This window comes from Nocardia sp. NPDC087230, from assembly GCF_044744725.1.
GTDB lineage: Bacteria > Actinomycetota > Actinomycetes > Mycobacteriales > Mycobacteriaceae > Nocardia > Nocardia canadensis.
In genome coordinates, this window is record NZ_JBIUYV010000001.1 from 969,367 (window position 1) to 992,497 (window position 23,131).

30 protein-coding genes and 1 pseudogene are annotated in these 23,131 nt (G+C 67.6%); 14 read left to right on the top strand and 17 right to left on the bottom strand.

Translation table 11 applies throughout. The features are described from left to right. The first annotated feature begins 58 nt into the window (after positions 1 to 58). Complete coding sequence (locus tag ACIO52_RS04590; RefSeq protein WP_402641664.1) at positions 59 to 514, top strand: hypothetical protein; 456 nt, start codon at positions 59 to 61, stop codon at positions 512 to 514. Positions 515 to 1,884: 1,370 nt separating this feature from the next. Here the strand turns inward: ACIO52_RS04590 and ACIO52_RS04595 are convergent. Both ACIO52_RS04595 and ACIO52_RS04600 read right to left on the bottom strand, forming a co-directional pair. Then, positions 1,885 to 2,208, bottom strand: a complete 324-nt coding sequence (locus ACIO52_RS04595) for a hypothetical protein (RefSeq protein ID WP_402641667.1) — start codon at positions 2,206 to 2,208, stop codon at positions 1,885 to 1,887. 148 nt (positions 2,209 to 2,356) lie between these two features. After that, a complete protein-coding gene (locus ACIO52_RS04600) occupies positions 2,357 to 2,629 on the bottom strand; it encodes a hypothetical protein (protein ID WP_402641670.1) in 273 nt (90 codons plus the stop codon). 488 nt (positions 2,630 to 3,117) lie between these two features. Here ACIO52_RS04600 and ACIO52_RS04605 point away from each other — a divergent pair, with 488 nt between their 5' ends. After that, complete coding sequence (locus tag ACIO52_RS04605; RefSeq protein WP_402641673.1) at positions 3,118 to 3,321, top strand: hypothetical protein; 204 nt, start codon at positions 3,118 to 3,120, stop codon at positions 3,319 to 3,321. Further along, positions 3,318 to 3,653 carry a hypothetical protein gene (locus ACIO52_RS04610; RefSeq protein WP_402641676.1) on the top strand — a complete coding sequence of 112 codons (336 nt, stop codon included), beginning with the start codon at positions 3,318 to 3,320 and terminating at the stop codon, positions 3,651 to 3,653. Before ACIO52_RS04605 ends, ACIO52_RS04610 begins: the two co-directional genes overlap by 4 nt. 138 nt (positions 3,654 to 3,791) lie before the next feature. Here the strand turns inward: ACIO52_RS04610 and ACIO52_RS04615 are convergent, their stop codons facing one another. Then, positions 3,792 to 4,052, bottom strand: a complete 261-nt coding sequence (locus ACIO52_RS04615) for a hypothetical protein (protein ID WP_402641678.1) — start codon at positions 4,050 to 4,052, stop codon at positions 3,792 to 3,794. 22 nt (positions 4,053 to 4,074) lie between these two features. Between ACIO52_RS04615 and ACIO52_RS04620 the strand changes: the two genes are divergently transcribed. From ACIO52_RS04620 to ACIO52_RS04630, 3 genes are all read left to right on the top strand, one after another. After that, positions 4,075 to 4,254: a hypothetical protein gene (locus tag ACIO52_RS04620; protein ID WP_402641681.1), complete on the top strand. Its 180-nt coding sequence runs from the start codon at positions 4,075 to 4,077 to the stop codon at positions 4,252 to 4,254. A gap of 25 nt (positions 4,255 to 4,279) precedes the next feature. Continuing rightward, entirely contained in the window at positions 4,280 to 4,528 is a 249-nt protein-coding gene (locus ACIO52_RS04625) for a hypothetical protein (RefSeq protein WP_402641684.1), read from the top strand. Positions 4,529 to 4,636: 108 nt separating this feature from the next. Next, entirely contained in the window at positions 4,637 to 4,915 is a 279-nt protein-coding gene (locus tag ACIO52_RS04630; protein WP_402641687.1) for a hypothetical protein, read from the top strand. 84 nt (positions 4,916 to 4,999) lie between these two features. Here ACIO52_RS04630 and ACIO52_RS04635 read toward each other — a convergent pair whose 3' ends face one another. Next, positions 5,000 to 5,527 (bottom strand): hypothetical protein, encoded by a 528-nt coding sequence (locus ACIO52_RS04635; protein ID WP_402641690.1) that lies wholly within the window; start codon positions 5,525 to 5,527, stop codon positions 5,000 to 5,002. A gap of 466 nt (positions 5,528 to 5,993) precedes the next feature. Between ACIO52_RS04635 and ACIO52_RS04640 the strand changes: the two genes are divergently transcribed. Then, positions 5,994 to 6,461 carry a hypothetical protein gene (locus ACIO52_RS04640; RefSeq protein ID WP_402641693.1) on the top strand — a complete coding sequence of 156 codons (468 nt, stop codon included), beginning with the start codon at positions 5,994 to 5,996 and terminating at the stop codon, positions 6,459 to 6,461. Between the two features lie 422 nt (positions 6,462 to 6,883). Here the strand turns inward: ACIO52_RS04640 and ACIO52_RS04645 are convergent, their stop codons facing one another. The 5 genes and pseudogenes from ACIO52_RS04645 to ACIO52_RS04665 form a co-directional block, all read right to left on the bottom strand. Next, entirely contained in the window at positions 6,884 to 8,326 is a 1,443-nt protein-coding gene (locus tag ACIO52_RS04645; RefSeq protein ID WP_402641694.1) for a recombinase family protein, read from the bottom strand. Between the two features lie 151 nt (positions 8,327 to 8,477). After that, positions 8,478 to 9,299, bottom strand: a complete 822-nt coding sequence (locus ACIO52_RS04650; RefSeq protein WP_402641697.1) for a hypothetical protein — start codon at positions 9,297 to 9,299, stop codon at positions 8,478 to 8,480. Continuing rightward, positions 9,292 to 10,275 (bottom strand): type IV toxin-antitoxin system AbiEi family antitoxin, encoded by a 984-nt coding sequence (locus ACIO52_RS04655; protein ID WP_402642161.1) that lies wholly within the window; start codon positions 10,273 to 10,275, stop codon positions 9,292 to 9,294. The genes ACIO52_RS04650 and ACIO52_RS04655 overlap by 8 nt, the downstream gene beginning before the upstream one ends. Before the next feature lie 80 nt (positions 10,276 to 10,355). Beyond that, positions 10,356 to 10,685, bottom strand: coding sequence for a hypothetical protein (locus ACIO52_RS04660; protein ID WP_402642193.1), 330 nt, complete (start codon positions 10,683 to 10,685; stop codon positions 10,356 to 10,358). Between the two features lie 19 nt (positions 10,686 to 10,704). Then, positions 10,705 to 10,915: pseudogene (locus ACIO52_RS04665) on the bottom strand (TetR/AcrR family transcriptional regulator); the annotation flags it as partial. Positions 10,916 to 11,093: 178 nt separating this feature from the next. On the opposite strand from ACIO52_RS04665, the gene ACIO52_RS04670 reads away from it, so the two are divergent. After that, positions 11,094 to 12,041 (top strand): alpha/beta fold hydrolase, encoded by a 948-nt coding sequence (locus ACIO52_RS04670; RefSeq protein ID WP_402641700.1) that lies wholly within the window; start codon positions 11,094 to 11,096, stop codon positions 12,039 to 12,041. Between the two features lie 13 nt (positions 12,042 to 12,054). Here the strand turns inward: ACIO52_RS04670 and ACIO52_RS04675 are convergent, their stop codons facing one another. Further along, positions 12,055 to 13,188, bottom strand: a complete 1,134-nt coding sequence (locus ACIO52_RS04675) for a zinc-binding dehydrogenase (protein ID WP_402641704.1) — start codon at positions 13,186 to 13,188, stop codon at positions 12,055 to 12,057. Continuing rightward, positions 13,188 to 13,613 (bottom strand): tautomerase family protein, encoded by a 426-nt coding sequence (locus tag ACIO52_RS04680; RefSeq protein ID WP_342802156.1) that lies wholly within the window; start codon positions 13,611 to 13,613, stop codon positions 13,188 to 13,190. Before ACIO52_RS04680 ends, ACIO52_RS04675 begins: the two co-directional genes overlap by 1 nt. A gap of 79 nt (positions 13,614 to 13,692) precedes the next feature. Here ACIO52_RS04680 and ACIO52_RS04685 point away from each other — a divergent pair, with 79 nt between their 5' ends. Continuing rightward, positions 13,693 to 14,277, top strand: a complete 585-nt coding sequence (locus ACIO52_RS04685) for a TetR/AcrR family transcriptional regulator (RefSeq protein ID WP_402641707.1) — start codon at positions 13,693 to 13,695, stop codon at positions 14,275 to 14,277. A gap of 22 nt (positions 14,278 to 14,299) precedes the next feature. Here ACIO52_RS04685 and ACIO52_RS04690 read toward each other — a convergent pair whose 3' ends face one another. Beyond that, positions 14,300 to 14,845 carry a MarR family winged helix-turn-helix transcriptional regulator gene (locus ACIO52_RS04690; RefSeq protein ID WP_402641710.1) on the bottom strand — a complete coding sequence of 182 codons (546 nt, stop codon included), beginning with the start codon at positions 14,843 to 14,845 and terminating at the stop codon, positions 14,300 to 14,302. Positions 14,846 to 15,092: 247 nt separating this feature from the next. On the opposite strand from ACIO52_RS04690, the gene ACIO52_RS04695 reads away from it, so the two are divergent. Then, complete coding sequence (locus ACIO52_RS04695; protein WP_402641713.1) at positions 15,093 to 16,019, top strand: AraC family transcriptional regulator; 927 nt, start codon at positions 15,093 to 15,095, stop codon at positions 16,017 to 16,019. Here ACIO52_RS04695 and ACIO52_RS04700 read toward each other — a convergent pair. Then, positions 16,002 to 16,613 (bottom strand): class I SAM-dependent methyltransferase, encoded by a 612-nt coding sequence (locus tag ACIO52_RS04700; RefSeq protein WP_402641716.1) that lies wholly within the window; start codon positions 16,611 to 16,613, stop codon positions 16,002 to 16,004. The genes ACIO52_RS04695 and ACIO52_RS04700 overlap by 18 nt on opposite strands. Positions 16,614 to 16,734: 121 nt before the next feature. Here ACIO52_RS04700 and ACIO52_RS04705 point away from each other — a divergent pair, with 121 nt between their 5' ends. Both ACIO52_RS04705 and ACIO52_RS04710 read left to right on the top strand, forming a co-directional pair. Beyond that, positions 16,735 to 17,664, top strand: a complete 930-nt coding sequence (locus ACIO52_RS04705; RefSeq protein WP_218719855.1) for a DoxX family protein — start codon at positions 16,735 to 16,737, stop codon at positions 17,662 to 17,664. A 213-nt stretch (positions 17,665 to 17,877) separates the two neighbouring features. After that, complete coding sequence (locus tag ACIO52_RS04710) at positions 17,878 to 18,165, top strand: hypothetical protein (protein ID WP_316575969.1); 288 nt, start codon at positions 17,878 to 17,880, stop codon at positions 18,163 to 18,165. A 5-nt stretch (positions 18,166 to 18,170) separates the two neighbouring features. Here the strand turns inward: ACIO52_RS04710 and ACIO52_RS04715 are convergent, their stop codons facing one another. Both ACIO52_RS04715 and ACIO52_RS04720 read right to left on the bottom strand, forming a co-directional pair. Beyond that, positions 18,171 to 18,494, bottom strand: coding sequence for a hypothetical protein (locus tag ACIO52_RS04715; protein ID WP_218719857.1), 324 nt, complete (start codon positions 18,492 to 18,494; stop codon positions 18,171 to 18,173). A 19-nt stretch (positions 18,495 to 18,513) separates the two neighbouring features. Next, positions 18,514 to 18,999 (bottom strand): MarR family winged helix-turn-helix transcriptional regulator, encoded by a 486-nt coding sequence (locus tag ACIO52_RS04720; RefSeq protein WP_218719858.1) that lies wholly within the window; start codon positions 18,997 to 18,999, stop codon positions 18,514 to 18,516. Between the two features lie 52 nt (positions 19,000 to 19,051). Between ACIO52_RS04720 and ACIO52_RS04725 the strand changes: the two genes are divergently transcribed. After that, positions 19,052 to 20,497, top strand: coding sequence for an MFS transporter (locus ACIO52_RS04725; protein ID WP_374104889.1), 1,446 nt, complete (start codon positions 19,052 to 19,054; stop codon positions 20,495 to 20,497). 4 nt (positions 20,498 to 20,501) lie between these two features. Here the strand turns inward: ACIO52_RS04725 and ACIO52_RS04730 are convergent, their stop codons facing one another. Together ACIO52_RS04730 and ACIO52_RS04735 are read right to left on the bottom strand one after the other, a co-directional pair. Next, positions 20,502 to 21,233: a helix-turn-helix domain-containing protein gene (locus tag ACIO52_RS04730; RefSeq protein ID WP_218719859.1), complete on the bottom strand. Its 732-nt coding sequence runs from the start codon at positions 21,231 to 21,233 to the stop codon at positions 20,502 to 20,504. A 17-nt stretch (positions 21,234 to 21,250) separates the two neighbouring features. After that, positions 21,251 to 22,024 carry a helix-turn-helix domain-containing protein gene (locus ACIO52_RS04735; RefSeq protein WP_402641723.1) on the bottom strand — a complete coding sequence of 258 codons (774 nt, stop codon included), beginning with the start codon at positions 22,022 to 22,024 and terminating at the stop codon, positions 21,251 to 21,253. Between the two features lie 388 nt (positions 22,025 to 22,412). Between ACIO52_RS04735 and ACIO52_RS04740 the strand changes: the two genes are divergently transcribed. Next, positions 22,413 to 22,997: a CHAP domain-containing protein gene (locus ACIO52_RS04740; protein ID WP_402641726.1), complete on the top strand. Its 585-nt coding sequence runs from the start codon at positions 22,413 to 22,415 to the stop codon at positions 22,995 to 22,997. The last annotated feature ends 134 nt before the right edge of the window (positions 22,998 to 23,131 follow it).

Genomic DNA, 23,131 nt, shown 5'->3' on the forward strand with positions numbered 1-23,131 from the left:
CCCCGTCCCAACTCCCTACTTCTCACCTCAACCAGCACACACGAACGAAGGACACATCATGACCAACGCATTGACCGACCTGGACCAGGTCAACGCCGAGCTGATGAGCCAGGGCGCGACGAATCCTTTCGGCAAGGACGTGCAGCCCGGTGACGGCGTGAGCGGCGAGATCGTCGCCGTGGTCCGGCGCCACCGCCACAACAGTCAGGGCCTGCCGCTGTTCTGGGTCAACCGCCGCCCGCAGGTCGCCACCGGCGGCGATCCGGTGATCGACTCGGCACTGATCGTCGAGATCGACGCTGCGGCCCGCGTCGACGACCAGGACGAAGGCCTGCGCGCGATCACCCTGGACCGCGACGTGCAGCGCGCCATCTCGGCGGGCGTGCGCCGGGCCCGCGCCGGCGGCGTCGCGATCGGCGGCCGGATCGTGGATCTGCTCTACGTCAGCCCGGTCGAGGGCGGCGGCTACGGCCGGGTCTACGACCTGGGCGCCTACGTCGCACCAGCCGCGTAACCGCAGCCCTCGAGGAAAGCCCCTGACCTACGGGTCGGGGGCCTTTTCGTGTCCTGGGCCGGTCGGTAGTCGTGGAACTACCCATCGGCTGCTGCTCTGCCCAACCATCCCCCTGGCCCTTCCTCCGAAGGCTTCGCCAGCCCGGTGGCCGGTCCGGTCAAGGGTGGCCGTAGGCCATCGCGCAGCGACGCGCAGCGCCCTTGAGGGGGCCGGGTGCCGGGCGCACAATCTCCGGCCGAGGAAGGGCCCGCCCGTCGTGGTTCGGCGGTTCGCCGAGTCGATCTTGGTGCAGGTCAGCAGTGCGAAAACCTAGCCAATGTCTCGGCAAACGCCGAGACAACATGTGTCACAACCGCTGGCTACCTTTTGGCGGTCCACCACCCACCACTCACCCTCCCTGACCAGCGCGTTCGCGCGCAGATTTTCGCTCGATTCCCCCCACCCCCTTCCACATCTCATACGCACTTCGTGGCATGAGATGTGGAAGGGGGTGGGGGGAATCAATCAAAAATCTGAAAATGAAGTCAGGGGGGTGAGTGGTGGGTGGTGGAAAAGAGAAAAGAAAAAGACATTGGTTGCGTTGGGAGTACCTCGGAAAGTTGGGTGCGTGGTGCTTTTGGGAGTCGGTGGCGGTGGCGGCGTCTGGTGCGCGTGGCTGCGGTCTAGAGCCGCGGCTGTCGCGGGTTGTGGTGGCGTAGCGCGTGTGCCGGGTAGGTCGGTGGTCGCTGGCTCGGGCAGCTGCTCGTCAAGGTCGAGGCGCGGCACGATCGGCGCGGGGTATCGCGAGCTGCGCTCGCGCGGGTCTTCGCTGGGGCGTGGTGTCTGTCCCTCTCGGTGTGGCCTGATCTGAGGGCTATCACCTCACCGCCCTCCAGCAAGGGCGCCTGCGGCGTCGCTACGCGATGGCTAAGCCACCCTTGCCTCCGGTCGGTGAGGTGATCGAGTCGCCCTCAGGCCACACCGAGAGGGACAGACACCACACAGGCCAGGCCATAGCTCAGACCCAGAGATCGCGCCCGAGGGCGCGGAAGGGCATCCGCTCGCCGCGGGGGCAGGCCGCCCAAAAGGGCGGGCAGGGCAAGGACCGATTGGCGGGTCTACCGCGGCCACAAGCAGGCGGCCCCGGTCGGCGACCGGCCGGGTACCGAGTCCGTCAGCAACCTTTCAGCGCAGGGTCCAGCTATCGGTGAGCGGGCTGCCGCCGCTCTGCCGATTGCCGCCGGGGAGGCGTGGCTGGCGGGGAGGCGTGGCTGGCGCCGGTTCGCGCTGCCGCCGCAGACGGGCACGGGCTGCCGGTCGGATCTATGCGTGCGCGTCGAACGAGCTGGCGGCCTCCGGTGCGGTTCCACCAGGGCCGACCACGTAGTCAGTCACGTGCCGAGCGTAGGTGCTGAACTGTCGCCGTCGAAGGGGCGCACCGATTTTCGGCCTGCACAAAGTGCATCGGCGACCATGCGCGCGTCATCGATGCGAGAACGGTGCTGGGCGGCGCCGAGCGCACCGAGCGCTTCCTCGCGCAGTTCGCGCAGCACCACGTGCCGCTCCTGATCGAGGCCGGTCTGAGCGACCTCATGATCGAGGCGACCAAGCTGGCGTTCGATCGCATCGAGTTCGGTCGCGTTCGGTGTGCTGCTGGTCAGCAGATCCGTATACGACCGATACCGGCACTCGAAGCTTTGGTCTTGCATCAGCACCCCCTGCTCATGTCGTTTGTCTAGAAAAAGAGCGGGTGAAGGACCCAACCCTCCACCCGCTCTGCCGATTCACACGGATCGGCTGATGTCGTTCAGTGCTTCAAATATGTCCACATGAAATCTCAATCGGAAAGCGTTGTGCCCAGGGTCAGTCGATGAGGACCACCTCGCGGATCCGCTCTTCGCCACCCGGCAGCGACTCCACGATGGCCAGCCGGTTTCCGTTGGCCTTCTCGGTCTCTATGAAGTTCCAGACGGCGATCGCACGGCGGACGGCCTCGGTCGCGCTGATGCGCTTCTTGCCTGCCCACTTGCGTAGAACATCTGCAACGTCTGGTGCCAGGTTGATCGACAGACGCACCACATCGGACTTGCCGGACGTGTCCCTAGTCGGGTTCTCGGTCCGGTCCTGAACACTCACGTGCGCGCTCCCCTCTTACTGGCAGTTCCGCGCGGACCCCACTTCGCGCACACGTCATCCTCGCTCCATGAATGCCGAGGAACTGCCGACGGCTTCTCTTCGGTATCGACTCTTGTCTTGCGATTTCGCGCGTAACGGTCCGCGCCTATCGCGGTCGTTCCCTTTCTACTTCGCCATGCAGCCCTGGCCGCAGGCGCTGCCCAATCCATCTCTGAGCAGCCCTTACGGCCAGGCTGACGCGTCGCCGCATGTCTTGACAGTAGGTAGTAGACCGTACTTAGTCAACCTGGTTTACGCACATTTGGCGTAACCAACACGCTTCTGTGACGCAATTGGTACGTATCCCACGTGGTAGGGTCGCGCAGTAGAACGTCAGTTCGGCGGCCAACCTCTCCCTGGGGTGGGGTTTCAGCAAAGGGGAAAGACCTTTGAGCTCGATCCGCGTTACTGGTGACGACATCCCCTGGGTGCCGCGCAAGGTTAGGGTGGTGAATCTCGCAGGTGGGGCAGACGGGTGGGAGAACAAGGTGGGCGCGTCGAAGAGCCAGCCGTTGGGTGACATCACCGAGGACTTCGCCCCACGTCATGGGCTAGAAGACGTCATCGCGCTGTCCTACGGCGCCGCGTGCCGCCGCTGCGACGGGGATCTGGCGTGCGTGTGCCAGCTGTGCGCCGCGGAGACGGCGTCGTGAGCAGCGCGACCCGGGACGACGCCGACGAGCTGCTGGGCAGAGTTGGTGAGCCACTGGTGATCTCGACTCCCGAGATCCGCGAAGACCTGGTCCCCCAGACCGGTGTCGTCGGCGCCACGGTCGGTGTGCCGTTGCATCGGCAGCGGTATCTGCTGGCGTCGCGACTGTTGATCCTGGTGGGGGTCATCTCCGTGATGCTGCTCGCGGCTGTGGTTTTCGCGCCTGCGGACCGCGTCGAAGGCGTCAAGACGATCGGCTCGGTGATCTACGGCCCGCTCATCACATTGTTGGGCACCAGCTTCGCCTTCTACTACGCGAGCAGGAGGGACTGACTGCGCGCTCTCGGGAGTCGTCCCCGGCCGGGCAGTCCGCCCGCTAGGTCTGTCCATCCTGCCGAGCGGCGGTTGACGGTTCTCGCGGCCGGGCTCCTCTGCCCGGCAAGGGTGGACGAGTCTCTAATGGCATGGGGCTCAGTTCGCGAAGCGGCAGTCGTCGTCGAAGGCCGGCCACACGATCCGGTGGCCGCAGGTGCAGCACTCGTAGGAGCGGTGGTGACCGTGGGCGGGCCCGCAGGGGATGGCGCCGACCAGGCAGTTGCCGTCGAGTGGGTGGCCGTTGCGGCAGGCCTGCGGGGCCGGTTCGGCCCAGTGTTCGCCGCGGACTGCGTAGAGCTGTCCGGGATCGACCACAGTGGAGCCGACCATCCAGACTGGTTCCCACTTATCGCTCATATGTTCGAGTATTCTCCACGGTATGGAGGTAGGCGACTTAGTGCGGATCCGGCCCGCCGGGACATCTCAGTTCCGGGTGCTGGAGATCACCGAGGGCCGGGCCCTGATCGAGTCCACGCTGGATGCTCCGGGCCGATACCCGTTCTCGCTGCGACTGTCCGAGCTGATGCCGGACCCGGGCGAGACCTTCCATGAATCCTGACCACGTCGTGGCGGATGAGCATCTGATGTCGGCGCTGCAGCAGCGGCTGGTACTAGTCGTCGTCGAGGCCCTCAACCGCGGTGGGGACGTTCGCGCGCATGTGAACGTCGCGATCAGTCCGCCGCCAGCTCCGGCCGACGTCGACACGGTGATGCGGATCGTCGCGCTCGATTGGGTCGGCTACACCGCCGGTGAGAAGCCCGCGGTCATCCTTGCGCGGTTGTTGGACCGTATCGAGGAGACCGTCGCCCCGGTCTACCAGTCGGGCCGGTAGCCGTAGCGGGCCCGCCTTGCTTCTACCTGGGGTTTTGTTGGACTGAAGCAGTCTGCACCCCCTGCTCGCGGTTCCCTCACCTGATCATGAGTCGGAGAGGAGCCGGTTGTGCTGATCGGAATCACCACCACCACGGTGCTGGTGGCATTCATTGGCGGAGTGTGGAAGTGGATCATCGATGAAGGGCCTGCGCGCCTGGTCGCGGTGCTTGCCAAGGACCCCGCTCGCCGCGAGGCCGCGCGGATGGTCCTGGAGGCCACCAAGCATCAGTTCGGCCCGGAACCCGGGATGGGAGTTGCGTCACCGCTGCGGCTGAGTCGCCGCGGGGCCGTGCGCGGCCGACGTCCCCGTCCGCCGGCGGTGAACAGTGCCGCAGCTGCGGCATGAGGCCGCTGAGGGTGGCCTGCATCCACGCGTAGGACAACTTCGTCACCGCCGCTGGTTATCCGCCGAGATCAGGGGCACTCATGTTCAGGGAGGATCGAATCGGCCCCGGGGCAATGCGGGACGCCGACTCTTCCACAGCATCCACCATCGCCGCCGACCCTCGGTGAGTTCGCGGAAGGACTTCACCAGGGCGGCGTGGCCGCCCAGCAGGGCGCTTTCATCGACCATCAGTTGCCCAATGTCGTCGACCGGGTTCTCGGTGTACTGGCGATCGCGTTCTTTCGTGATGTGCAGCTCGACCAGTTTTCCCGCAGCCTCGGCCACTGAGTCGTTGAGGATTCCGATCTGCACGACGATCAACTGCATTCGACGGGTCTGTTCGAATGACGACGTCCGGGCGCCCGAGCCGGCGCCCCACATGGTCCGGCGCTCGTACTCGTTCCCGAGGTCGACGTGCCGCGCGTACGAGAGCTCGACAAGTGAGCTGGTCAGCTTCAGTAGCTCCTCGCGCCGCCATTGCTCGATCTCGCGCCGGTCAGTCTTCCACTGGGTGTAGAAGAAGTTCGCGGCCGCCACAAGAATCGCTATGGCAGACAGAACGGTTGCCCACATTCCCGGGAATGTACTCGCCGAGTAGGGAAACGGCCTAGTCGGCGAACAGTTCGTCTGGTGGGACGACGGGCACGCCCGCGATGTCGACCCTGAGGCGCGCGCCGCTGCCGGGGATGTGGACGCACACGGTGCTCTACAGCGTGGCCGGTCGGTCCGCGGATCGTCTGACCACGTCGTACTCCTGCCATAGCCGGTTGGGGCAGGCCGACATAGCTGCTGTCGGGGCCCGACGCCCTGATCGCCCCCGACTTCGTCCCGTGGGAGCAGCTGGGCCGTCGTGCACGCCTAGGTGTGATGTCTCATGAGGTCGGTTCCACAAGACGGTTCGAAACGCGCAGGCGACCGCGAGCTTCCGATCGCCGTGGCGGACCTCGCTGATACTTGACGGATGAGCGGAGCGGGCGCTGGTGGCGGGATCCTGAGATGCACCCTTCAGCCTGAACGCGGGCTGCAGAGGCAGGCATGGGTGGCCGTGGACGACCAGGGCAACGCCTTGGCGGTGTTTGCCGTGATCCAGTTCCCCAACGATCTGCATCGGATGAGAGATCGTGCGATGTACACCACTCCATCACGACGGCGACAGAATCTGGCCACGAAGCTGTTTCTTCGAGCTCGCGCCGACTTTGCCTCCGCCGAGCCGCTGGTATCGCTGGAATGGAGCGGTGTCGCTACAACCGGCGGGTACCAGTTGGCAAAGCGGTTCGGGTTCAGTATCAGCGACGAGCGCTCGGCGGAACTAGGGGCGAAGCTCGACGAACTGCTCGCGGAAAATCCGGAGGACGAAGTCCTTCGGCTCTACGACGCAGTCCGTGACGAACACGGTGGGCGGCTACCCTTCAACCCACTCCGGCAGGAGAAGGCAGACCAGGAGGGCCGGGAAGCGCTTCGCGATGCTGCCCAGGTCCTGCAGCTGCAGGTGATCGAGGAAGAGTAGCGCGGCAAGGGCTTGAACGCTCACGACGCCGATGAGCCGCCGGCACGGCCAGAGACACCAACCTGACGAAACAGCACCGCTAGTTGTGCCATCTCATGAGGTTGGTTCCGCCGGCCGAGTCGGGAGTTCATCGGTGTCGTGCACGAGCCAGCGCAGGAACGCGACGAAGTGTGCGTTCAGATTCGAATCGACCGCAGCGACAGCTGCTTTCGATCCGACCGGAAACCGGTGCTCTAGGGTGACGGGGGCCGGCACCGTCAAGGCATGACCGAGCCAGCCATGCCGTGGCCAAGTTTCCGCGCGGCCTTCATGGCTGGCTCCGCTTCGGGTCAGAGACGCCGCGAATTGGCCGCCAAAGAACCGCCGTCGACACCGAGATAAAAGCGCTGTTCAGCATGTGAATCTGACTGCGCTGCACATGGCTATCGAGGTGTGATTATCACGGTCTGAGGATCGAACGTCTTCCGTCCACGAGGATGGGGAAGTAGTCGCACGGTGCACAGCAGATCGATGATCGAGCGCTGTGCGGCAAGGTCGGCGTTGTCGAACGCGTCAACCGGGGACGGTGCCAGCAGGATCGCTGCTGCCGACGGCCCCGCAGCGAGGTTCGCCTGTTTCGTATCGAGTTCGGCGAGTGTTGCGTTCGCTTCGTCGCGGATCTCCGCGTACAGAGCCCCGTCGATTAGTTCAGCTTTGTAATCGGCCCTGGCGCGGTGGATTCGATCGCGCAGCTCCTGCTGCTGCTGGGCCAACCGAGCGGCAGTCTCGTTGTGCTCGGGTACGAGCAAGCCGGAGAGGTCTGATTGCCGTAGCCGACGATGTACGAATCCTTCGACGAACTTGTCGATTTGTTCGCGCGACCTCATCACGTGGCCTGCGCATCGGTACCGCGTGCCGTGTGCGCGCACAGGTCTGTCGCAGCCGTCCACGCCGCAGAGGTACAGACCGGAGCCGAGGTGTCGGCGCTCAGTTCCTTTCCGGTTCGACGCGCGTTCGGGATCGTCGAGGCGCTGCTGGACTGCGAGCCACAGCCCGTCCGGCACAATTGCCGGCCACTCGCCCCGAACGGGTGCGCCTGCGGCGTCGCGGACGATTTCACCCTCGAACATGCTCCACCCGGCGTAGCGCGGATTGCGGAGGATTCCGAGCACCGAGGTCGGGTTCCACGGTCGACCGGATCGTGTCGGGAGTGTTGGCACAGAGGGCGGGAGGATCTGAAGGTGAGTCCGGTCTCCCGCTTCGCGCACGATCTGTTCGGCTCCCGAGAGAGCGGCCGCGAGAGCTTTTAGTGAAGTACCGGCCGCGAAGGCTTCGTAGACCTCGCGGACCGCGATGGCCTCGTGCTCGATCACCTCGCCGTCCAGGGTGTACCCCGTGGCGCGGATTCCGCGAGGCGGTCGGCCTTTGCTCGCTCGCTGCTGCTGGGCACGACTTTGCCGGGCGCCCTTTCGTTCCATCTCGGCACGGGCGACAGCCGCCTTGATCCGGGCGTACATCCGACCACCGTCGGTCTGCAGATCGGCCTCGCCGTTGGCGGTCACCATCCGCAGTCCACGGCTCTCCGCCGCATCAATCCAGTCCTCGAGCTGACGGGGCTGCCGGGTGAGACGGTCGAGATCCCACGTGATCAGCGCGTCGAAGTGGCCGGACTTGAAGTCTTCCACCATCCGGTCGTAGGCCGGGCGCTTCTTGGCCTTGCTGAACGCGGATACGCTGTTGTCGGTGTAGACCTCGACCACGTTCCAGCCGCGGTCGCGAGCGATCTTCTCGCAGTCTTCTCGCTGGCGCTCGACCGCGAGTCCCTCGCCGGTCTGATCGAGGCTCACACGCAGGTAGATGACGGCACGGACGGAATCGAAAGCCACACGTTATTCTACTACGGAACGCCGTCGAGTTCCGCTTCAACGTGTAAGTCGTTGCGCCTGGGGTGAATTGAAGGATCCCCGGGCGCATTGGTTGTTGCGAACGTGGCGCCGGGCGTTCCGGCCAGGTGGTCCGCTGATCGGTCCCGCGGATTCACGATGACAGGAACGCCGTAAGTCCCTCGATCGCTCGATGCGCCGCCGCGTGGTCAGGGCGCGTTCTCGACCGCTGACGCGCGAAGTACTCCACGAGTAGTTCCGGATTGCTCTGCCGCCAGGCTGCGGACAGCTCTTCCACTCGGCTGCTTCCGAGAACATCGGACACCTCCTCGCCGAGCAGGAGCAACGTCGCGACATCGAGGTCGAGGTCAGCCCTCAGAAGGAGATCGGTGCGCTGTGCGTACAGCGATGCATGGACTTCGCCGTCCTCCTGATACCAGCCACAGGCAATCGCGATATCGCCGGCGTCTTTGTATTCGCCGTGGCTGGATCGGTCACACCAAGCTTTCAACTTGAGCGCGGTGTATCCGGCGGGTGTGGGAATCCGAACGCGGTTCCCGCTCGGCAGGAGAACTTCCTGCGAGCACCCGAAAACCTCTCGAAAGCCGAAGACGTCGAGAGAATCCCGTCGGCTGGACAGGACGGTGGTTCCGGCCGGGTCTTCGATGTCACCGAACGGCACCACGTCGACCGAAACACCCGCGATCGTGTGGCGGATTTCGGTAGTGCCCGACCGGGGGAAGGACGAAACTATCTGTCGATACCGGGCATCGCCATCGACGGCGATACCGATATCGACGTCACTGGTTGCACGGAGTAGATCGGCGCGTCCGAACGATGCGTGCAGCAAGTCGCGACAGTGTGCGCCGATGACCATGATCGATGCGTCGTCCGCACCCGAGTTCGTCACCAATGCGTCGACCACCCTGCTGACCAGGTCCAGCGACTGCGTGGTGATGCGCTGGAGGTCAAACAAGCCGGTCCCTCCTCAGGGCGCTCGCTACTTCGGACAGCCGTGGTTCTCTCGAGGCCAGGAGGTCTGCGTACACCATCAGTGGTGGGGCTGACGATTCGGTGAAGGTGCCGTACCGGTCGGGTGCGGTGGACCACGGGGGCTCGGTCCAGAACTTTCGTCGGATCTCGATGGTGGGATTGTCGGATTTCCGCCATCCGTTCTGGATGGCAACGATCGGGTCGAAGTTCTTGACATAGATGGTCAGCGTCTCTGGCTGCCGGATCGATTCGATCGCGGATTCGCCACTGACGAGATGGCCCGGCGGCGGCGTCCAGTGCGCGATATCCCCGGTAAAGGAGGCCTCGCGGATCTTCGGCATCAAGGTGCCTCGATACGCCGCAGACCAGAGATCGATGAGCTCATCGCGCCGATGGAGCGATCTCCCGATGACATAGTCGGACTCCTTCATGATCTCCAGCGTCGATTGCGTGATCCCGACGGATGTCCCGGCGGTGTCGGCGATCATGCGCACCGGTTTGCTCGCCAGGTCTGGCCATGTCAGCAACGCGAACAGGACCTGCATCCTCCGGACGCTGAACAGGTTGGCTGCCGGGAGTGACCGACGCTTCTCGGAAGTGGTGCCGCGGCGTCCGCGGATGTCGATCAGGATCGGGCCGAAGGTCAGATGAGCGTTCCCCGCGTCGTCGATGTAGTCGATGCGCGCGTCGCGGAGTGCCTCCGCTGTTCTGCTGCTGATCAGTGGTCCTGCGACCAGGAGCCGGTGCGATTCGTCGTGCTGCTCGAGCTTCGAGAGTTCTGACAGAGTGGCGTGTGGTAGCCATGCCATCCGGTACTGGGTGTCGAAGCCGTTGCGGCTAACCGCGACGATCGCTGTGTTCTCCGATGTCCAGTGCTGCAGCTCGAACTCGATCGAAACCGCCGACATCGCCTGGGTCACCAGGTGCTCGATGTCGCGTTCACTCGTTCGGTCTTCCATAGTGTTCACTTTAGTTGAACATGTTGAAATATTGAACAAGGGTGAGAGTAAGGCAGGACCGGAAGGAGGCGTGCGTGTTGCTACCACGTCGCGAAGATCCAGACGAACGTCGCTGTGGTCAGCAGGGAACTCGTCGCTGCCGCGATCAGGGCTGGCCTGACCGTCGGGCGGGTGAACCAGAGGGTGGCTACGAGGCCGGAGGTCACCGCGAGGGGGACGAACCAGATGTCGAGCAGCCAGGGGAGTTCCCACTCGGCGGCGATCAGGAGGTTCAGAGTGCCGAGCAGGGTTGCCCAGTTGATCAGATAGCCGGCGCCGATGCCGAGGACTACTTGCGTTATGCCCGTGGCGATTCGGAAGGTTCGTGATCGCTGTCGTAGTGCGGTCGCGGCTGTCCGGTCGTTTGTCATGTGCCCCCTGGCTCCTGGTGATTCCGAGGGTAGCGGCGGTCAGGTGCCAGAGGCGGTCGGTTGCCAGGTGCTGGTCGGTGGGGGTGTCGAGCGGAGTTGCTGGGCGATGCCGTGGCGTAGGCCGCCGATGACGTAGGCGCCTGCGCTGTCGGGGTCGAGGGCGGCACGGGTGAGGAGGCTGGGGCCAGCGGGTCGGCGTAGTGATCGGCGACGAAGAGGTGGGTGCGTTCGGGTGGCCAAGTCGACGGCATGCGTCCGAAGCGGCGGGCCGCGCCGCGGTAGCCCCGGTGCACCAAGGTGGGGTTCTGTGCACCCTCGGGGGTTCGGCGCCAGCACTCGGGGACCTGATGACGGGGACGGATTCGGCGCAGAGTTGAACCTGTCACCGTCAGCGATCCGGAGGTTCCGATGTCGATCAGCATCACCGCCCACTCGGAGCGTCGGGTCACGGTCACGACCGGTGACGGAGTCGAGCTCGCGGTTCGCGAATACGGCAGCCGCTACGCCGAGCTCACCGTGGTCCTCATCCACGGGCACTGCCTGCGCACCGAGTCGTGGACCGATGTGCGCGACACCCTGCTGCGCGATCATCCCGGCGCGCGGGTCGTCTGCTACGACCATCGCGGCCACGGCGACTCGGCGACGGCGCCGCGCCAGACCTACACCCTCGAACAGCTCGGCCGCGACTTGCACGAGGTGCTCGACGCCGTCGCGCCGACCGGGCCGGTCGTGCTGGTCGGCCATTCGATGGGCGGCATGACCGTGTTGACCTACGCCGACCTGTACCGCGCGGAGATCGGCACCCGCATCGTCGGCGTCGGGCTGGTCGCGACCGCCGCGAACGGGCTCGCCGACGCGGGCTTCGGGCGGCTGCTGCGCAACCCGATCATCGCCGTCTTCCAGGCCGCCGTCCGGCGCGCGCCGCGGCTGATGCAGCAGGTGAAGGTGCTGGCATGCAAGGTTTTCGCGCCGGTCGTGCGGGCCGCCGAGTTCGGTGATCGCACGGTCAGCGCGCGGGTGCTGGCGCTGGCCGAGGCGATGCACAACGCCACGTCGATCGTCACGATGGCGACCTTCCTGAGCGCCTTCAAGGCGTTCGACCGCACTGACGCGCTGCCCGTGCTGTCGCAGATCCCCACCCTGGTGCTGTGCGGCTCGGCCGACCTGATGACGCCGCCGTCGCATTCGGTCGCCATGGCCGCCGCCGTCGACTTCGCGGATTTCGTCCTGATCGACGGCGCCGGCCACTCGGTGATCCTCGAGCAGCCCGCGCGGGTCGCCGAGGCCGTCGCGCGGCTGGTCGCCCGGGCGAGCGCCGACCGCCTCGATGTCGAGAGCCTGGCTCTGGCGGCCTGACCTCCGCGCCCGGCTACGCGGCCGGCCCCAGCGGCGGCCGGTGCAGGACGAGCTTGGTGGTGTGGGCTCGGTAGGCCTCGGGCGCGTCGTCCCAGTCCGCCAGCAGGGTCGTGACGGTCTCGGCGGGGAACTCGGTACCGGCGATGAAGTCGAGCAGGTCCGGCAGATGCGGACGGACATGGGACACACCGATTTTCAGCGTCGCGTCGTTGGCGTACATGTGCATCAGCGGCACCTTCGTGCCTGGTGCGAGGTAGTAGCCGACCGGGGTGCAGATTCCGCCCGGCCGGAGGGCGCGCAGGGCCGCGTCCACGCCGGCGGCGGTGGAGGTGGCCTCGACGGCGATGTCGTAGTGCCGGGCGGGAAGGTCGGTACGGCGGAGCTTGCCCGTGGCGATCGGATGCGCGCGGGCGCCGAGCTTTTCGGCGATCGCCAGGCGTTCCGGGCGGTGATCGACGTAGTCGACGACCTCGGCGCCGTGCGCGACCGCCAGCCCGGCCGCGTAGAGGCCGATGCTCTGCGCGGCGCCGGCCAGAACGAGCACGGAACCGCCGGGGCGCTCGGCGAGCGGGCCGACGACACAGCGCCAAGCATCGGTGAGATTGTCACTGGCGGCGGCGACGCGCAGTGGGTCGATCCCGCTGGGCACGCGCACGAGCATGTGGTCGGCGAACGGGACGCGCAGCAGATCGGCGACCATGCCGCCCCACGGTCCGCTGGCCGGTCCGAAACCGAACGCGGCCAGCGTGCCGGTGCGGGTCGTCGCGCACTTGGCGGTCAGCCCGCGCGCGCATTCCGGGCATGCCCCGCACGACACCGCCCACGGCACGACCACGACGTCACCGGGGGCCAGGCCGGTGACCTCGGGGCCCACCTCGACGACTTCCGCGACGCACTCGTGGCCGATGCCGAACGGACCACGGAACGGCACGTCACCGCAGATGCTCGCGACCACCGGGTCGATGAATCCGGCACGCAGGCCGAGCTGCATGGCCCGGGAGACGTGCCGGTGGATCGGCATGGTGTCGCCGTCGCACCTGGCGGCGACGAACGGACGGACGAGCGCGTCGCGTGGCCCCCGCAGGACCGGGTCGGGTCGTTCGCGCCAGGCGAGGTGATGAGCACGGACCAGGTGCAGTTCGCGCATCAGCCGCGAGCCTGGGCCGCGAGCGCTTTCAGCTCGGCGAAGCGGATGATGTTGCCCGCCGCGCCCCAGGTGCCCTCGGGCTGTTCGTGGATGAGGACCCAGACTCGGAGCGCGTCGGCCTCGGTGAGAGCGGCGGCGGCGAGGACATCGGCGGTCACCTGCTCGACCAGACCGGCTTTGCGGCGGTCCGACAGCGCGCCCTCCGGGACGGTGGCGTCGACCCGGAAGCGGGGCAACTCGTCTTCGGCGGTGCCGAAGGCGCCGGCAGGGACCTCGGTGATCAGGCACCAGGCCTGGGCCCGGAAGAACGCCGTGTCGGGAGCGCCCTCCCAGCTGAGCAGGGTGGCGGCGAGCGTCTTCTGCAACCGCTGCCGGGCCTCACCGGTCAGGACGCCCGCGGGCAGCGTGAGCTGGATCATCGGCATGGGAACACCTCCGTTATAACGACTGTTATAAATCATGGACGGTACGCTATGACGGTCGTTATGGGCAAGGAGGTGCGGGATGGCGCAGTCGGACGCGCGCGATCGACTGGTGGCCGGTGCCGCCGACATGCTGCGGCGGCGCGGGTTGAACGCGACGAGCGTGCGCGAGCTGGCCAAGCATTCCGGTGCGCCGCTGGGCTCGACCTATCACTATTTCCCCGGCGGGAAATCGCAACTGGCCGCCGAGGCGGTGCGCCTGGCCGACGCGCTGACCGTGCGCAAACTGACCGCCGAGTTGTCGGCCGGTCCGGTGTCCGGTCTGCGCGCGTTTGTCGCCATGTGGCGAAAGATCTTGGTGGACAGTGATTTCCAGGCGGGCTGCCCGGTGCTGGCGGTGTCGGTGGAGGATCAGCCCGACGAGGACGACGAGCCACGCCGCGCCGCCGCCGAGGCGTTCGGACACTGGACGGTCCTGCTCGCCGAATCGCTGCGCGCGCACGGGGCGACCGAGGACGCCGCCGAGCGGACCGCCACCTTGATCGTCGCCGCGCTCGAGGGCGCTGTCGCCCTGTGCCGGGCGCAGCGCGATATCCGGCCGCTCGACCGGACCGCCGAGGCGCTGGAAAGCGTCGTGCGCGGCGTCATCGGCGCTGCCGCGCACTAACGGAACTCGGCCGACTTTCTATTCAATTATTCGAATCAGTGGGTTCCGGGCGGGCCTTTTCGGAGCTCTTTCCGGTCCCTGACGGCAATTCCTTCGTATTTCGGACGATACGTCCGAAGGCGTCGGCGACGGTATCGAGCGCGGTGTCGGTGACGGGTTCGACGAAGTGGTCGCGGACTATTTTCTCGTGGCCGGGCAGGGCGGCGGCCACGGTGCGGGTGCCCGCGGGGGTGAGGTGGGCGACGACGCCACGGCGGTCGTGCGGGTCGGGCCGCCGCAGCACCAGGTCGCGGGACTCCAGGGCACGGACCAGGTGGGTGAGCTGGCCACGGGAGACGTGGACGCGGTCGGCGAGCACGCTCATGCGCAGGGCGCGATGGGGTGCGCGGTGCAGGGCGAGCAGAATCCGGAATTCGGGAAAGCTCAGGTTGTAGCCCTGTTCCAATTGGCGGTTGACGACCTCGTCGAGATCGGACTTTCCGGCGAGGTAGATACGCCAAGCCAGTCGCTCCCGTGGCGTCAGTTCGTTGTCGCTCTCGTTCGCCGAGCGGGAACGCTCGTCCGCCATGGCGCGGATATTACCGGGTTGATGTCGATCACATCGGGTGCGCCGAGGCTATTTGTCCGCACCGCGAACAGTGATGTCGGTGGGCTATTCGTTGAAGATTTTACTATCCCCGGAGAAGGCATTCCGGCCGCTCGGTTGGTGTGCGTCACCTTCGTCTGAAAACCTTTGGCGCAGAGGTGATCTCGAGGAAGAAATCTTCGAAAATCCGTTCAGGACGCGAAATGTGTCGGGTCAGGGGGAATCTGAGATGGGCGCTGATGAGGACTGGGTGCGCCGGGTATCGCAGGCTCTCGCCCCGGTTCGGGTGGAATACGGCACGGAGCCGCGCACGCCGGGGCGGATCGAATCACATCGATTCACCGGCTTCGAGCTGACGATCCTGCGGGCGGGACGCCAGACGCTGCTGCGGCGCGAGTCGGCCGCGCGGGGCGACGAGCTGCTGGTGAGCATTCAGCTCGACGGGACCGGGGAGATCCAGCAATCCGGGCGCAGGATCGCGTTCGGCCCCGGCGATCTCGTCGTCTACCGGGCGAGCGAGTCGTTCCGGTGGGCGATGCACGGCGACTGGGCCCAGGTCGTGCTGCGGCTGCCGGTCGAGGTGTTCGCCGCCAGTCCGGCGTTCTGGGCGGCGCTGCCGCTGCACGTCCCGGCCGCGGGCGCGGGCGAGGTGATCGCCCGGTTCTTCGCGGGTGTCGCGGCGCTGCCGCGGCCCGAGCAGGCCGGGCCGCTGGCGGCGGGCGGTCTGGACCTGGTGCGTTCGATCGTCGCCGCCTCGGCGCGCCGGACGGTCGTCACACAGGCGCGGGCGCTCTCGCGTGGACAGCTGCTGGTGTTCCTGCGCAGGCACTTCACCGATCCGCGGCTGACCGTCGACGGCATCGCGCGCGGGTGCCTGGTCTCCCGGCGCACCCTGCACCGCGCCTTCGAGACCCTGCTGGGCACCAGTCCGGCCGCCATGCTGCGCCGGATGCGGGTCCGCCATGCCCGTCAGCTGCTGTTGCGCGACCGGGCGCGGTCGGTGGCCAGGATCGCCGAGGCCAGCGGGTTCTCCTCGACGCGGCAGTTCTACCGGGTCTTCCAGCACGAGACCGGCATGACACCGGGGCAGTTCCGCGTGGTGCGGGCGACCTCGGTGCGACTGCCTGCCCCACCCGAACTACCGATGAGCGCGTGAGCAGGCGAGGGCGGCCACCGGGCGGATGTCACCCTCGGCCGGACGCTGCCGCCGTTCGAGTTCGGTGAAGCCGGCCGCGCGAAGCACCTCGGCCAGCTCGTCGACCGGCCAGCGATAGGCCGCGGTCACCTTGTGCGGGAACATCTCGACCTGTTCGGCGCTGTCGAAGAAGCCGAGCACCAGCCGGCCGCCGGGCCTCAGCACCCGGGCGAATTCCGCCAGGACGGCGGGCAACTCGGCCGGCGTGAAGTGGATCAGGGAGAACCACGCGAGGATGCCGCCCACCGAGGCGGTGGGCACGTCGATCGCGCGCAGGGAGCCGACGCGGAACGCCACGTCGGGGTAGTGCGAGCGGGCGTGGGCGATGAATTCGGGGACCAGGTCGACGCCGGTGACGGTGACGCCGGCGGCGTGCAGGAGCTGGGTGAAGTGGCCGGGGCCGCACCCCAGATCGAGGATCGGACCGGGCACGTCGGCGAGCCGGCGCAGGACCAGGTCGGCGTCGTCGGGATGCAGGTCGTCGGGGCTGCCGAACAGGTCGATGTAGAGCTCGTGGATCGCGGCGTAGGCCGTGCGGACGGTGGTGTCGGACACGGCGTCGACGGTAGCGGGCGGGTGTGACCGGATCGTTGTGTGGATCGTTTGTGGTGTGGGGTCCCGGGTAGTCGAATGGGGAGGAGCCGTTCTCCCCAGTCGTAGACGAAGGGATCAGACGATGCCGATGAAGCCAGTCCGCCGTGTTGCCCGCACTCTGTTGGCGACCACATTCGTCGCCGGTGGTGTCAACGCGTTGATGCACCCGAAACCGCGTGCCGCCGCGGCGACCGCACTCGCCGACCAGAGCAGGGCGACGCTGCCCGATTCGCTGGCCGCGCGGATACCCGACGACCCGGGCCGCCTGGTCAAGGTCAACGCCGTGGCCCAGATCGCGGGTGGTGTGCTGCTGGCCAGCGGCCGCGCGCCGCGACCGGCCGCCTTGGTGCTGGCCGCGACCGTGGTCCCCGGCACCGTCACCGAACAGGACTTCTGGGCCGAGCCGGACCCGGATCGCCGCGCGGCCAAGCTGGCGGGGTTCCTCAAGGATCTGGGGCTGCTCGGTGGATTGCTGATCGCTGCGTCCGATACCGCGGGCAAGCCGTCACTGGGCTGGCGGGCCAGGCAGGCGCTGTCGCGCCGGGAATCGCGGGTGGCGGCGGAGAGCGCGGCCCTCGTCGGCGCGGCCAAGGTGCGCGGCGCGCACCTCGCCGAGGTCGCCAACGAGCAGGGCGCGCAGCTGGCCGAGATCGCCCGCGATCGGGGCCCGCAGATCGCGGAGGCGGCGCGCGAGCGCGGCGTGCAGCTCGCCGAGGTCGCCAAGGAGCGCGGCCCGGTGCTGGCCGAGGTCGCCAAGGAGCGCGGCGCGCAGCTGGCCGAGGTCGCCAAGGACCGGGGGCCGGTGCTGGCCGAAGCCGCGAAGGAACGGGGAACGCAGCTGGCCGAGGTGGCCAGGGAGCGGGGGCCGGTGCTGGCCGAAGCCGCCAAGGAGCGCGGCGCGCACCTGCTCGATGTCGCCCTGACCCGGGGTGCGCACGCGGCCGACGTCGTGCGTGAGCGGGCGGAGCGATTCGAGGAGGCGGCGCGGGAACGCCGGGCCGCGACCCACTGACGGCCGGACCACGGTGCCGGGGCTGCCCCGAGATCCGTGGTCTGTCACCGGTGCCCGACCCGGCGGAGAATGAACACGGGTCGGGCCGTATCGCCGAAAAATGCACGCCGAGAACCGCGCGAAGTGGGCAATCCACGCGAATCGGGTTTGGCGGGCGCATTCGGCGTGAATACTGCATGTTCGCAGTGCTTTTCGGAGAGTGGGATTCAGCTGATGGTGTCCGGTCGTGAAACGTCCAAGTACGCAGTGCGCGCCGCGGTGGTCGGCGTCGCGATGACGATCGGGCTGCTCGGTGCCGCCGCGCCCGCGTCGGCGCTGCCGGGCTCGGGCTCGGCGACCGGATCGGCCACCGGGTCAGCGGATCTGGCCTCGGGCTCGGCCTCCGGGTCCTCGAGCGCGGGTGCCGCGGGCGCCGCCGGCGCCTACCTGACCTGGCAGTCGGCGCAGTTCATCCAGAAGGCGATCCAGATGCTGCTCGCCGTCCCGCGTAATCAGCTGTAGGGCGGTTACTTCCAGGCCCGTTCCCAGCGTTCCGCCGCCCAGTCCCGCACGTCGGGGCTGAGCGCGATCGCGGGTAGCAGCAGCGCGAAGCCGATGACGAGCACGGCGAGCCGGACCCAGACGCTGAGTTCGGCGACGGCGCGCAGCAGCGCGGGCAGCACGCAGATCGCGGCGAGGACGACCAGGACGACGGCCGCGAGATTGCGGCCGGGGCCGGCGATCAGCGCGGCGCAGGTGCCGAAGCACAGGCCGAGGACCAAGCCGCCGACGCCGACGAAGTAGTTGTCCCAGGCGAGCCAGCTCGGGCGGGCAGACCGTTGAGTGACCACGCGGCGGAGCTTAGCGCGCTCAGTCGTGCGCGCGCGGAGGTCTGGGCCACGGGTTTTCCTCGATCCGTTCGACCGAGTGGTTGAACTTCTGCATGAGCCTGCTCAATTCGGCCACGTCGTCGGGATCCCAGTCGGCGACGACGACGCCGATGCCCGCGGCCCGGTGCTTCTGATCGGCGGCCAGCGCGGCCTTGCCCTCGGCGGTCGCGCGCACCTTCCTGGCGACGCCGCCGTCCGGATCGGGCACCCGCTCCACCAGGTTCTGCTTCAACATCGCGCCGACCTGGCGGTTGATGGTGGAGATGTCCAGCTGGAACGCTTCCGACAGTTCGCGCAGGCTCAGCGGTTCGCCCAGGTCCAGGCGGGTGAGGATGAGGAACGCGGAGCGGTCCAGCGCGAACCCGGGCCTGCGCCGCGTCGTGGTGGGGAAGTGGCGCGAGATCAGGTTCAGCTCGAACACCAGGCGGGTGAACGGGGTGTCGTCGGCGGGGCCGGAATCGGACATATGCCAACTATGTCGCGTGGATCACCGCGAATCAAAATTGTGTACTATACACATGCTGTGTACGGTGCATAATGTGTCTGTTACCGCGGCCGACGTCACGCCGGCCTCTCCCGAAACCCGCGGCGTCACGCCGGCCGTGCTCATCGCTGTGCTCAGTACTGTCGGCGTCGTCGTCTCGCTCATGCAGACGCTCGTCATCCCGATCATCCCGTCGCTGCCCGGCCTGCTGAACACCTCGGCGTCCAACGCCTCCTGGGTGGTCACCGCCACGCTGCTGGCCGGCGCGGTCTCCACGCCCATCTCGGGCAAGCTCGGCGACATGTTCGGCAAGCGGCTGGTGCTCGTCGTCAATCTCGGCTTCATGATCGTCGGCTCGGTGATCTGCGCGAGCTTCTCCTCGCTGCTGCCCGAGATCGTCGGCCGCTCGCTGCAGGGCGCCGCGGTGGGCGCGATCCCGCTGGGGATCAGCATCATGCGCGACGAACTGCCCGCCGAGAAGGTCGGCGGCGCGATGGCCGTGATGAGCGCGACCCTCGGCGTCGGCGGCGCGATCGGCCTGCCGTTCGCGGCCGTGATCGCGCAGAACGCGAACTGGCACGTGCTGTTCTGGACCGCCGCCGGACTCGGCGCGGTGTGCGCGGTGCTGGTGTTCGTCTTCGTGCCGGAATCGCCGGTGCGCACGCCGTCGCGGTTCGACTTCGGCGGTGCGGTGGGCCTGTCGATCGCGCTGCTGACGCTGCTGATCGGCATCACCAAGGGCGCCGACTGGGGCTGGGCCAGCGCCTCCATCCTGATCCTGTTCGCCGTCTCGCTGGCGAGCTTCCTGCTCTGGGGTGTCTACGAACTGCGTCAGTCCGCGCCGCTGGTCGACCTGCGGGTCTCGGCGCGACCGCGGGTGCTGTTCACCAACCTGGCCTCGATCGCGGTCGGTTTCGCGCTCTACGGCATGTCGCTGACCTTCCCGCAGTTGCTGATGGCGCCCGAGGCGACCGGCTACGGCTTCGGCCTGTCGATGGTGGTCGCCGGTCTGGCGATGGCGCCGACCGGTCTGGTCATGATGCTGCTCTCGCCGGTCTCGGCGCGGCTGTCGGCGAAGAAGGGCCCCAAGCTGACGCTGGCCCTCGGCTCGGCGGTGATCGGCATCGGCTACCTGTGCGCGGTGGTGATGATGGACAGCGTCTGGCAGATCGTGCTGTCGGCGGTGATCGTCGCCGGTGGTGTCGGCCTGGCCTACGCCGCCATGCCCGCGCTGATCATGGGCGCGGTGCCGATCAGCGAGACCGCCGCGGCCAACGGCCTGAACTCGCTCATGCGCTCGATCGGCACCTCCACCTCCGCGGCCGTGATGAGCGTGGTGCTCGCGCACATGACCATGCAGCTCGGCCCGCACGTGCTGCCCTCGCGCGAGGGTTTCCACACCGCCTTCTTCATCGCGATGGCGGGCGCGGCGGTCGCGATCGTGCTGACCGCGCTCATCCCGATCCGCAAGGCCGACTGAGGGCTCAGTCCGCCGGGATCGGCGCGTAGACCACCAGCGACCAGTCCCGGCGCGGCACCAGCGACGAGCCGAGCGAATGCACGGTCATCGCGATCGTCGCGCCGGTCGCCGGATCGCGCAGATACATGCGCGGCCCGTCGAGGCTGTGCGCCCCGGCCGGGTCGCTGGTCCAGAACTTCGTCCACTCGGGCGCCTGCGCGCAGGTCTCGACGATCTCATCGATCCGCTGCTGCGGGGCCAGGCCCGGCCCCATCAGCCGGAACCCGTACACGCACAGGTGCGTCTGGGTGTCCCAGTCGACGAGCGCGGTCCTGGCGCGCGGGTCGAGCAGCATCCACTCCAGCATCGAGGCGCCCGCCTCCAGGCCGGGGAACCACTGCCGCCACGCGGCGTTGGTGGCTACCACGTCGAACGTCGGGTGCATCTGCAGGCTGGCCGGATGGGTGATCCCGTCGAGCAGGACCAGGTCGGTCGGTCGAACCAGCGGCAGCGGCACGGACTCGTAGCGCGCGGCGATCGCCAGCGAGATCAGGTGATCGCGCATCACGTCCGGGACGGTGAGCGCGTCGAACAGCGCGGTCAGCGCCTCGAGCGTCGGCGGCCGGGTGCCCTGTTCGATCTTCTGGATGAGCGCGGGCGAGATGCCGGCGACGGCGCTGAGCGCCGCCCGGGTCAGTCCCGCCGATTCGCGGCGTTCGCGCAGGTACCGAGCGATCGGCGGATGCGGGTTCTCCACGTCGGGTGCTCTTTCGGCTAGTCGGTCGTCTTCGGCGTGAACGTGATCATCGACCAGTTCCGCCGGGGCAGCGCGAAATCGAGATTGTGCATGGCCAGGATGGTCGGCTCGCCGGTCTCGGCGTGCACCACGGTCACTTCCGGGTCGTCGAGGGCGTGCGGCCCCGGCGGCTCGGTGGTCCAGAAATACTCCCATTCCGGCGCCGCGGACAGGATCGCGATCAATTCGTCGATTCGCGCCTGCGGCATCGAGCTGGGGCCCATCAGCCGGAAGGCGTAGACGCTCAGGTGGATGTGGCGCTCCCAGTCGTGGATCACCGCGCGCGACGTCGGGTGCAGCAGCATCCACTCGAGCACGGTGATGCCCGGCAGCAGGCCGGGGAACTGCTTGCGCCACGCCTCGTTCACGGCCAGCACGTCGAACGCCGGATACTCCTGCAGGCTGGCCGGATAGGGCAGGCTGTCGATCAGCAGCCGGTCCGCCGCCGGGACCGCCGGGGCGGTGGCGGGCAGCGGGCTGTCGAAGCGATGCGACAGCGACATCATGATGATGTGGCTGCGGAACAGCTCGGGGACGTCGAGCGCGTCGAACAGCGCCGCGAGGGCCTCCAGGGTCGGCGTGCGGGTGCCCTGTTCGATCTTCTGGATCAGGGCGGGGGAGATGCCCGCGGCCTGGCTCAATGCCGCCCTGGTCAGGCCCGACGATTCGCGACGTTCGCGGAGATATCGGGCGATCGAGACGTGGGCGTCCTCCACCTGGGCGATCCCGCCTTTCTGGCCGTACTGGGACAAACTGGGACAGTCGTCTAGCTTGACCGACAGTAAAGCGTTCGCAAAAATTCTCACAGCCGGACGGGACAGCGCCCGGCTGTCAGTCCATCGCGGCACGGTGATCCAGGCCGGAGTACGCGCTGGTCAAGACTGTGTGTTCCGGAGCGGTACGTGTTCGAAACCACGTCCGCGCCCCGCGCGTGGACGTCGCCGGAGGGGACGGCACGCACGCTGGATGCGCGCCGAGAGCGCGGTAGCGAGCCGATACCCGGGTGGCGCAGGGGTCCACCCGGTGATCGTCTCCCACCCGGCCCGCTCCGGAGCACGCAATATTCGCGGCCCGTTTCGGGAACCGCGGCCGTCTCCGGTTCGTCTTAGAGATCAGAAGACAGATCGAAAGCGGGGGGCGATGACGCTAGTGCAAGCCGAACGTACCGGTCGCCGGGGGCGCTGGGCGCTCGGCATCTCGGGATTGCTCGCGGTGACGGCCGTGGTCGTCGTCGGATTGGTGTGGTGGCAGCACGACTGGGGCGAGCAGTTCCCCGCGCTCGACAGCGAACACCTCGACGAACAGCAGATCGCCCTGGTCGACGTGCTGCGTCGCGAATACGACCGCCCCGGCGCCGGAACGAAGTACGCCGAGGGCGTCGAGGAGGCCTGGTGCGCCGATTTCGTCAGCTGGACGATGCGCGCGGCGGGCAGACCGCTGGCCAATCCGAATTCCGGCTCCTGGCGCATCCCCGGCGTCTACACCCTGATCGAGTACTACCAGCAGGTCGGTCGGTTCACCCCCGGTGACGTCGGCTACCGGCCCCGCACGGGCGACGTGGTGCTCTACGGCCCGGCCAGCCCGCTCGGCCAGCACACCAACATCGTGCTGAAAGCCGAGGGCGACACGATCACCACGATCGGCGGCAACGAGCTGGGCGGGGTACGGGTGCGCACCATCCGACCGGCCGAAACCGCTGATCTGGTCGGTTATGGACGTTTCTGAAATCGATTGTCGCTCAAGACAACTGCCATGAAGCTGGACGGCGGTACCACGCGGGTACCCGTACGATGGAAGCGGTGGCGCCCGGCAGCGCCCCGGCCGACCCCTCCGTCCTGCTTCCCCCTCATCGGCAGGAC

What these genes read in the sequence shown, in the direction of transcription:
- ACIO52_RS04725 (WP_374104889.1), top strand. Translation starts at nt 19,052, where the DNA reads ATGCTGTGTACGGTGCATAATGTGTCTGTTACCGCGGCCGACGTCACG.
- ACIO52_RS04680 (WP_342802156.1), bottom strand. Translation starts at nt 13,613, where the DNA reads ATGCCGATGATCCAGCTCACGCTGCCCGCGGGCGTCCTGACCGGTGAG.
- ACIO52_RS04620 (WP_402641681.1), top strand. Translation starts at nt 4,075, where the DNA reads ATGGAGGTAGGCGACTTAGTGCGGATCCGGCCCGCCGGGACATCTCAG.
- ACIO52_RS04590 (WP_402641664.1), top strand. Translation starts at nt 59, where the DNA reads ATGACCAACGCATTGACCGACCTGGACCAGGTCAACGCCGAGCTGATG.
- ACIO52_RS04655 (WP_402642161.1), bottom strand. Translation starts at nt 10,275, where the DNA reads ATGGAAGACCGAACGAGTGAACGCGACATCGAGCACCTGGTGACCCAG.
- ACIO52_RS04705 (WP_218719855.1), top strand. Translation starts at nt 16,735, where the DNA reads ATGCCGATGAAGCCAGTCCGCCGTGTTGCCCGCACTCTGTTGGCGACC.
- ACIO52_RS04625 (WP_402641684.1), top strand. Translation starts at nt 4,280, where the DNA reads ATGTCGGCGCTGCAGCAGCGGCTGGTACTAGTCGTCGTCGAGGCCCTC.
- ACIO52_RS04690 (WP_402641710.1), bottom strand. Translation starts at nt 14,845, where the DNA reads ATGGCGGACGAGCGTTCCCGCTCGGCGAACGAGAGCGACAACGAACTG.
- ACIO52_RS04635 (WP_402641690.1), bottom strand. Translation starts at nt 5,527, where the DNA reads ATGTGGGCAACCGTTCTGTCTGCCATAGCGATTCTTGTGGCGGCCGCG.
- ACIO52_RS04695 (WP_402641713.1), top strand. Translation starts at nt 15,093, where the DNA reads ATGGGCGCTGATGAGGACTGGGTGCGCCGGGTATCGCAGGCTCTCGCC.
- ACIO52_RS04710 (WP_316575969.1), top strand. Translation starts at nt 17,878, where the DNA reads ATGGTGTCCGGTCGTGAAACGTCCAAGTACGCAGTGCGCGCCGCGGTG.
- ACIO52_RS04660 (WP_402642193.1), bottom strand. Translation starts at nt 10,685, where the DNA reads ATGACAAACGACCGGACAGCCGCGACCGCACTACGACAGCGATCACGA.
- ACIO52_RS04685 (WP_402641707.1), top strand. Translation starts at nt 13,693, where the DNA reads ATGGCGCAGTCGGACGCGCGCGATCGACTGGTGGCCGGTGCCGCCGAC.
- ACIO52_RS04740 (WP_402641726.1), top strand. Translation starts at nt 22,413, where the DNA reads ATGACGCTAGTGCAAGCCGAACGTACCGGTCGCCGGGGGCGCTGGGCG.
- ACIO52_RS04720 (WP_218719858.1), bottom strand. Translation starts at nt 18,999, where the DNA reads ATGTCCGATTCCGGCCCCGCCGACGACACCCCGTTCACCCGCCTGGTG.
- ACIO52_RS04615 (WP_402641678.1), bottom strand. Translation starts at nt 4,052, where the DNA reads ATGAGCGATAAGTGGGAACCAGTCTGGATGGTCGGCTCCACTGTGGTC.
- ACIO52_RS04675 (WP_402641704.1), bottom strand. Translation starts at nt 13,188, where the DNA reads ATGCGCGAACTGCACCTGGTCCGTGCTCATCACCTCGCCTGGCGCGAA.
- ACIO52_RS04670 (WP_402641700.1), top strand. Translation starts at nt 11,094, where the DNA reads ATGTCGATCAGCATCACCGCCCACTCGGAGCGTCGGGTCACGGTCACG.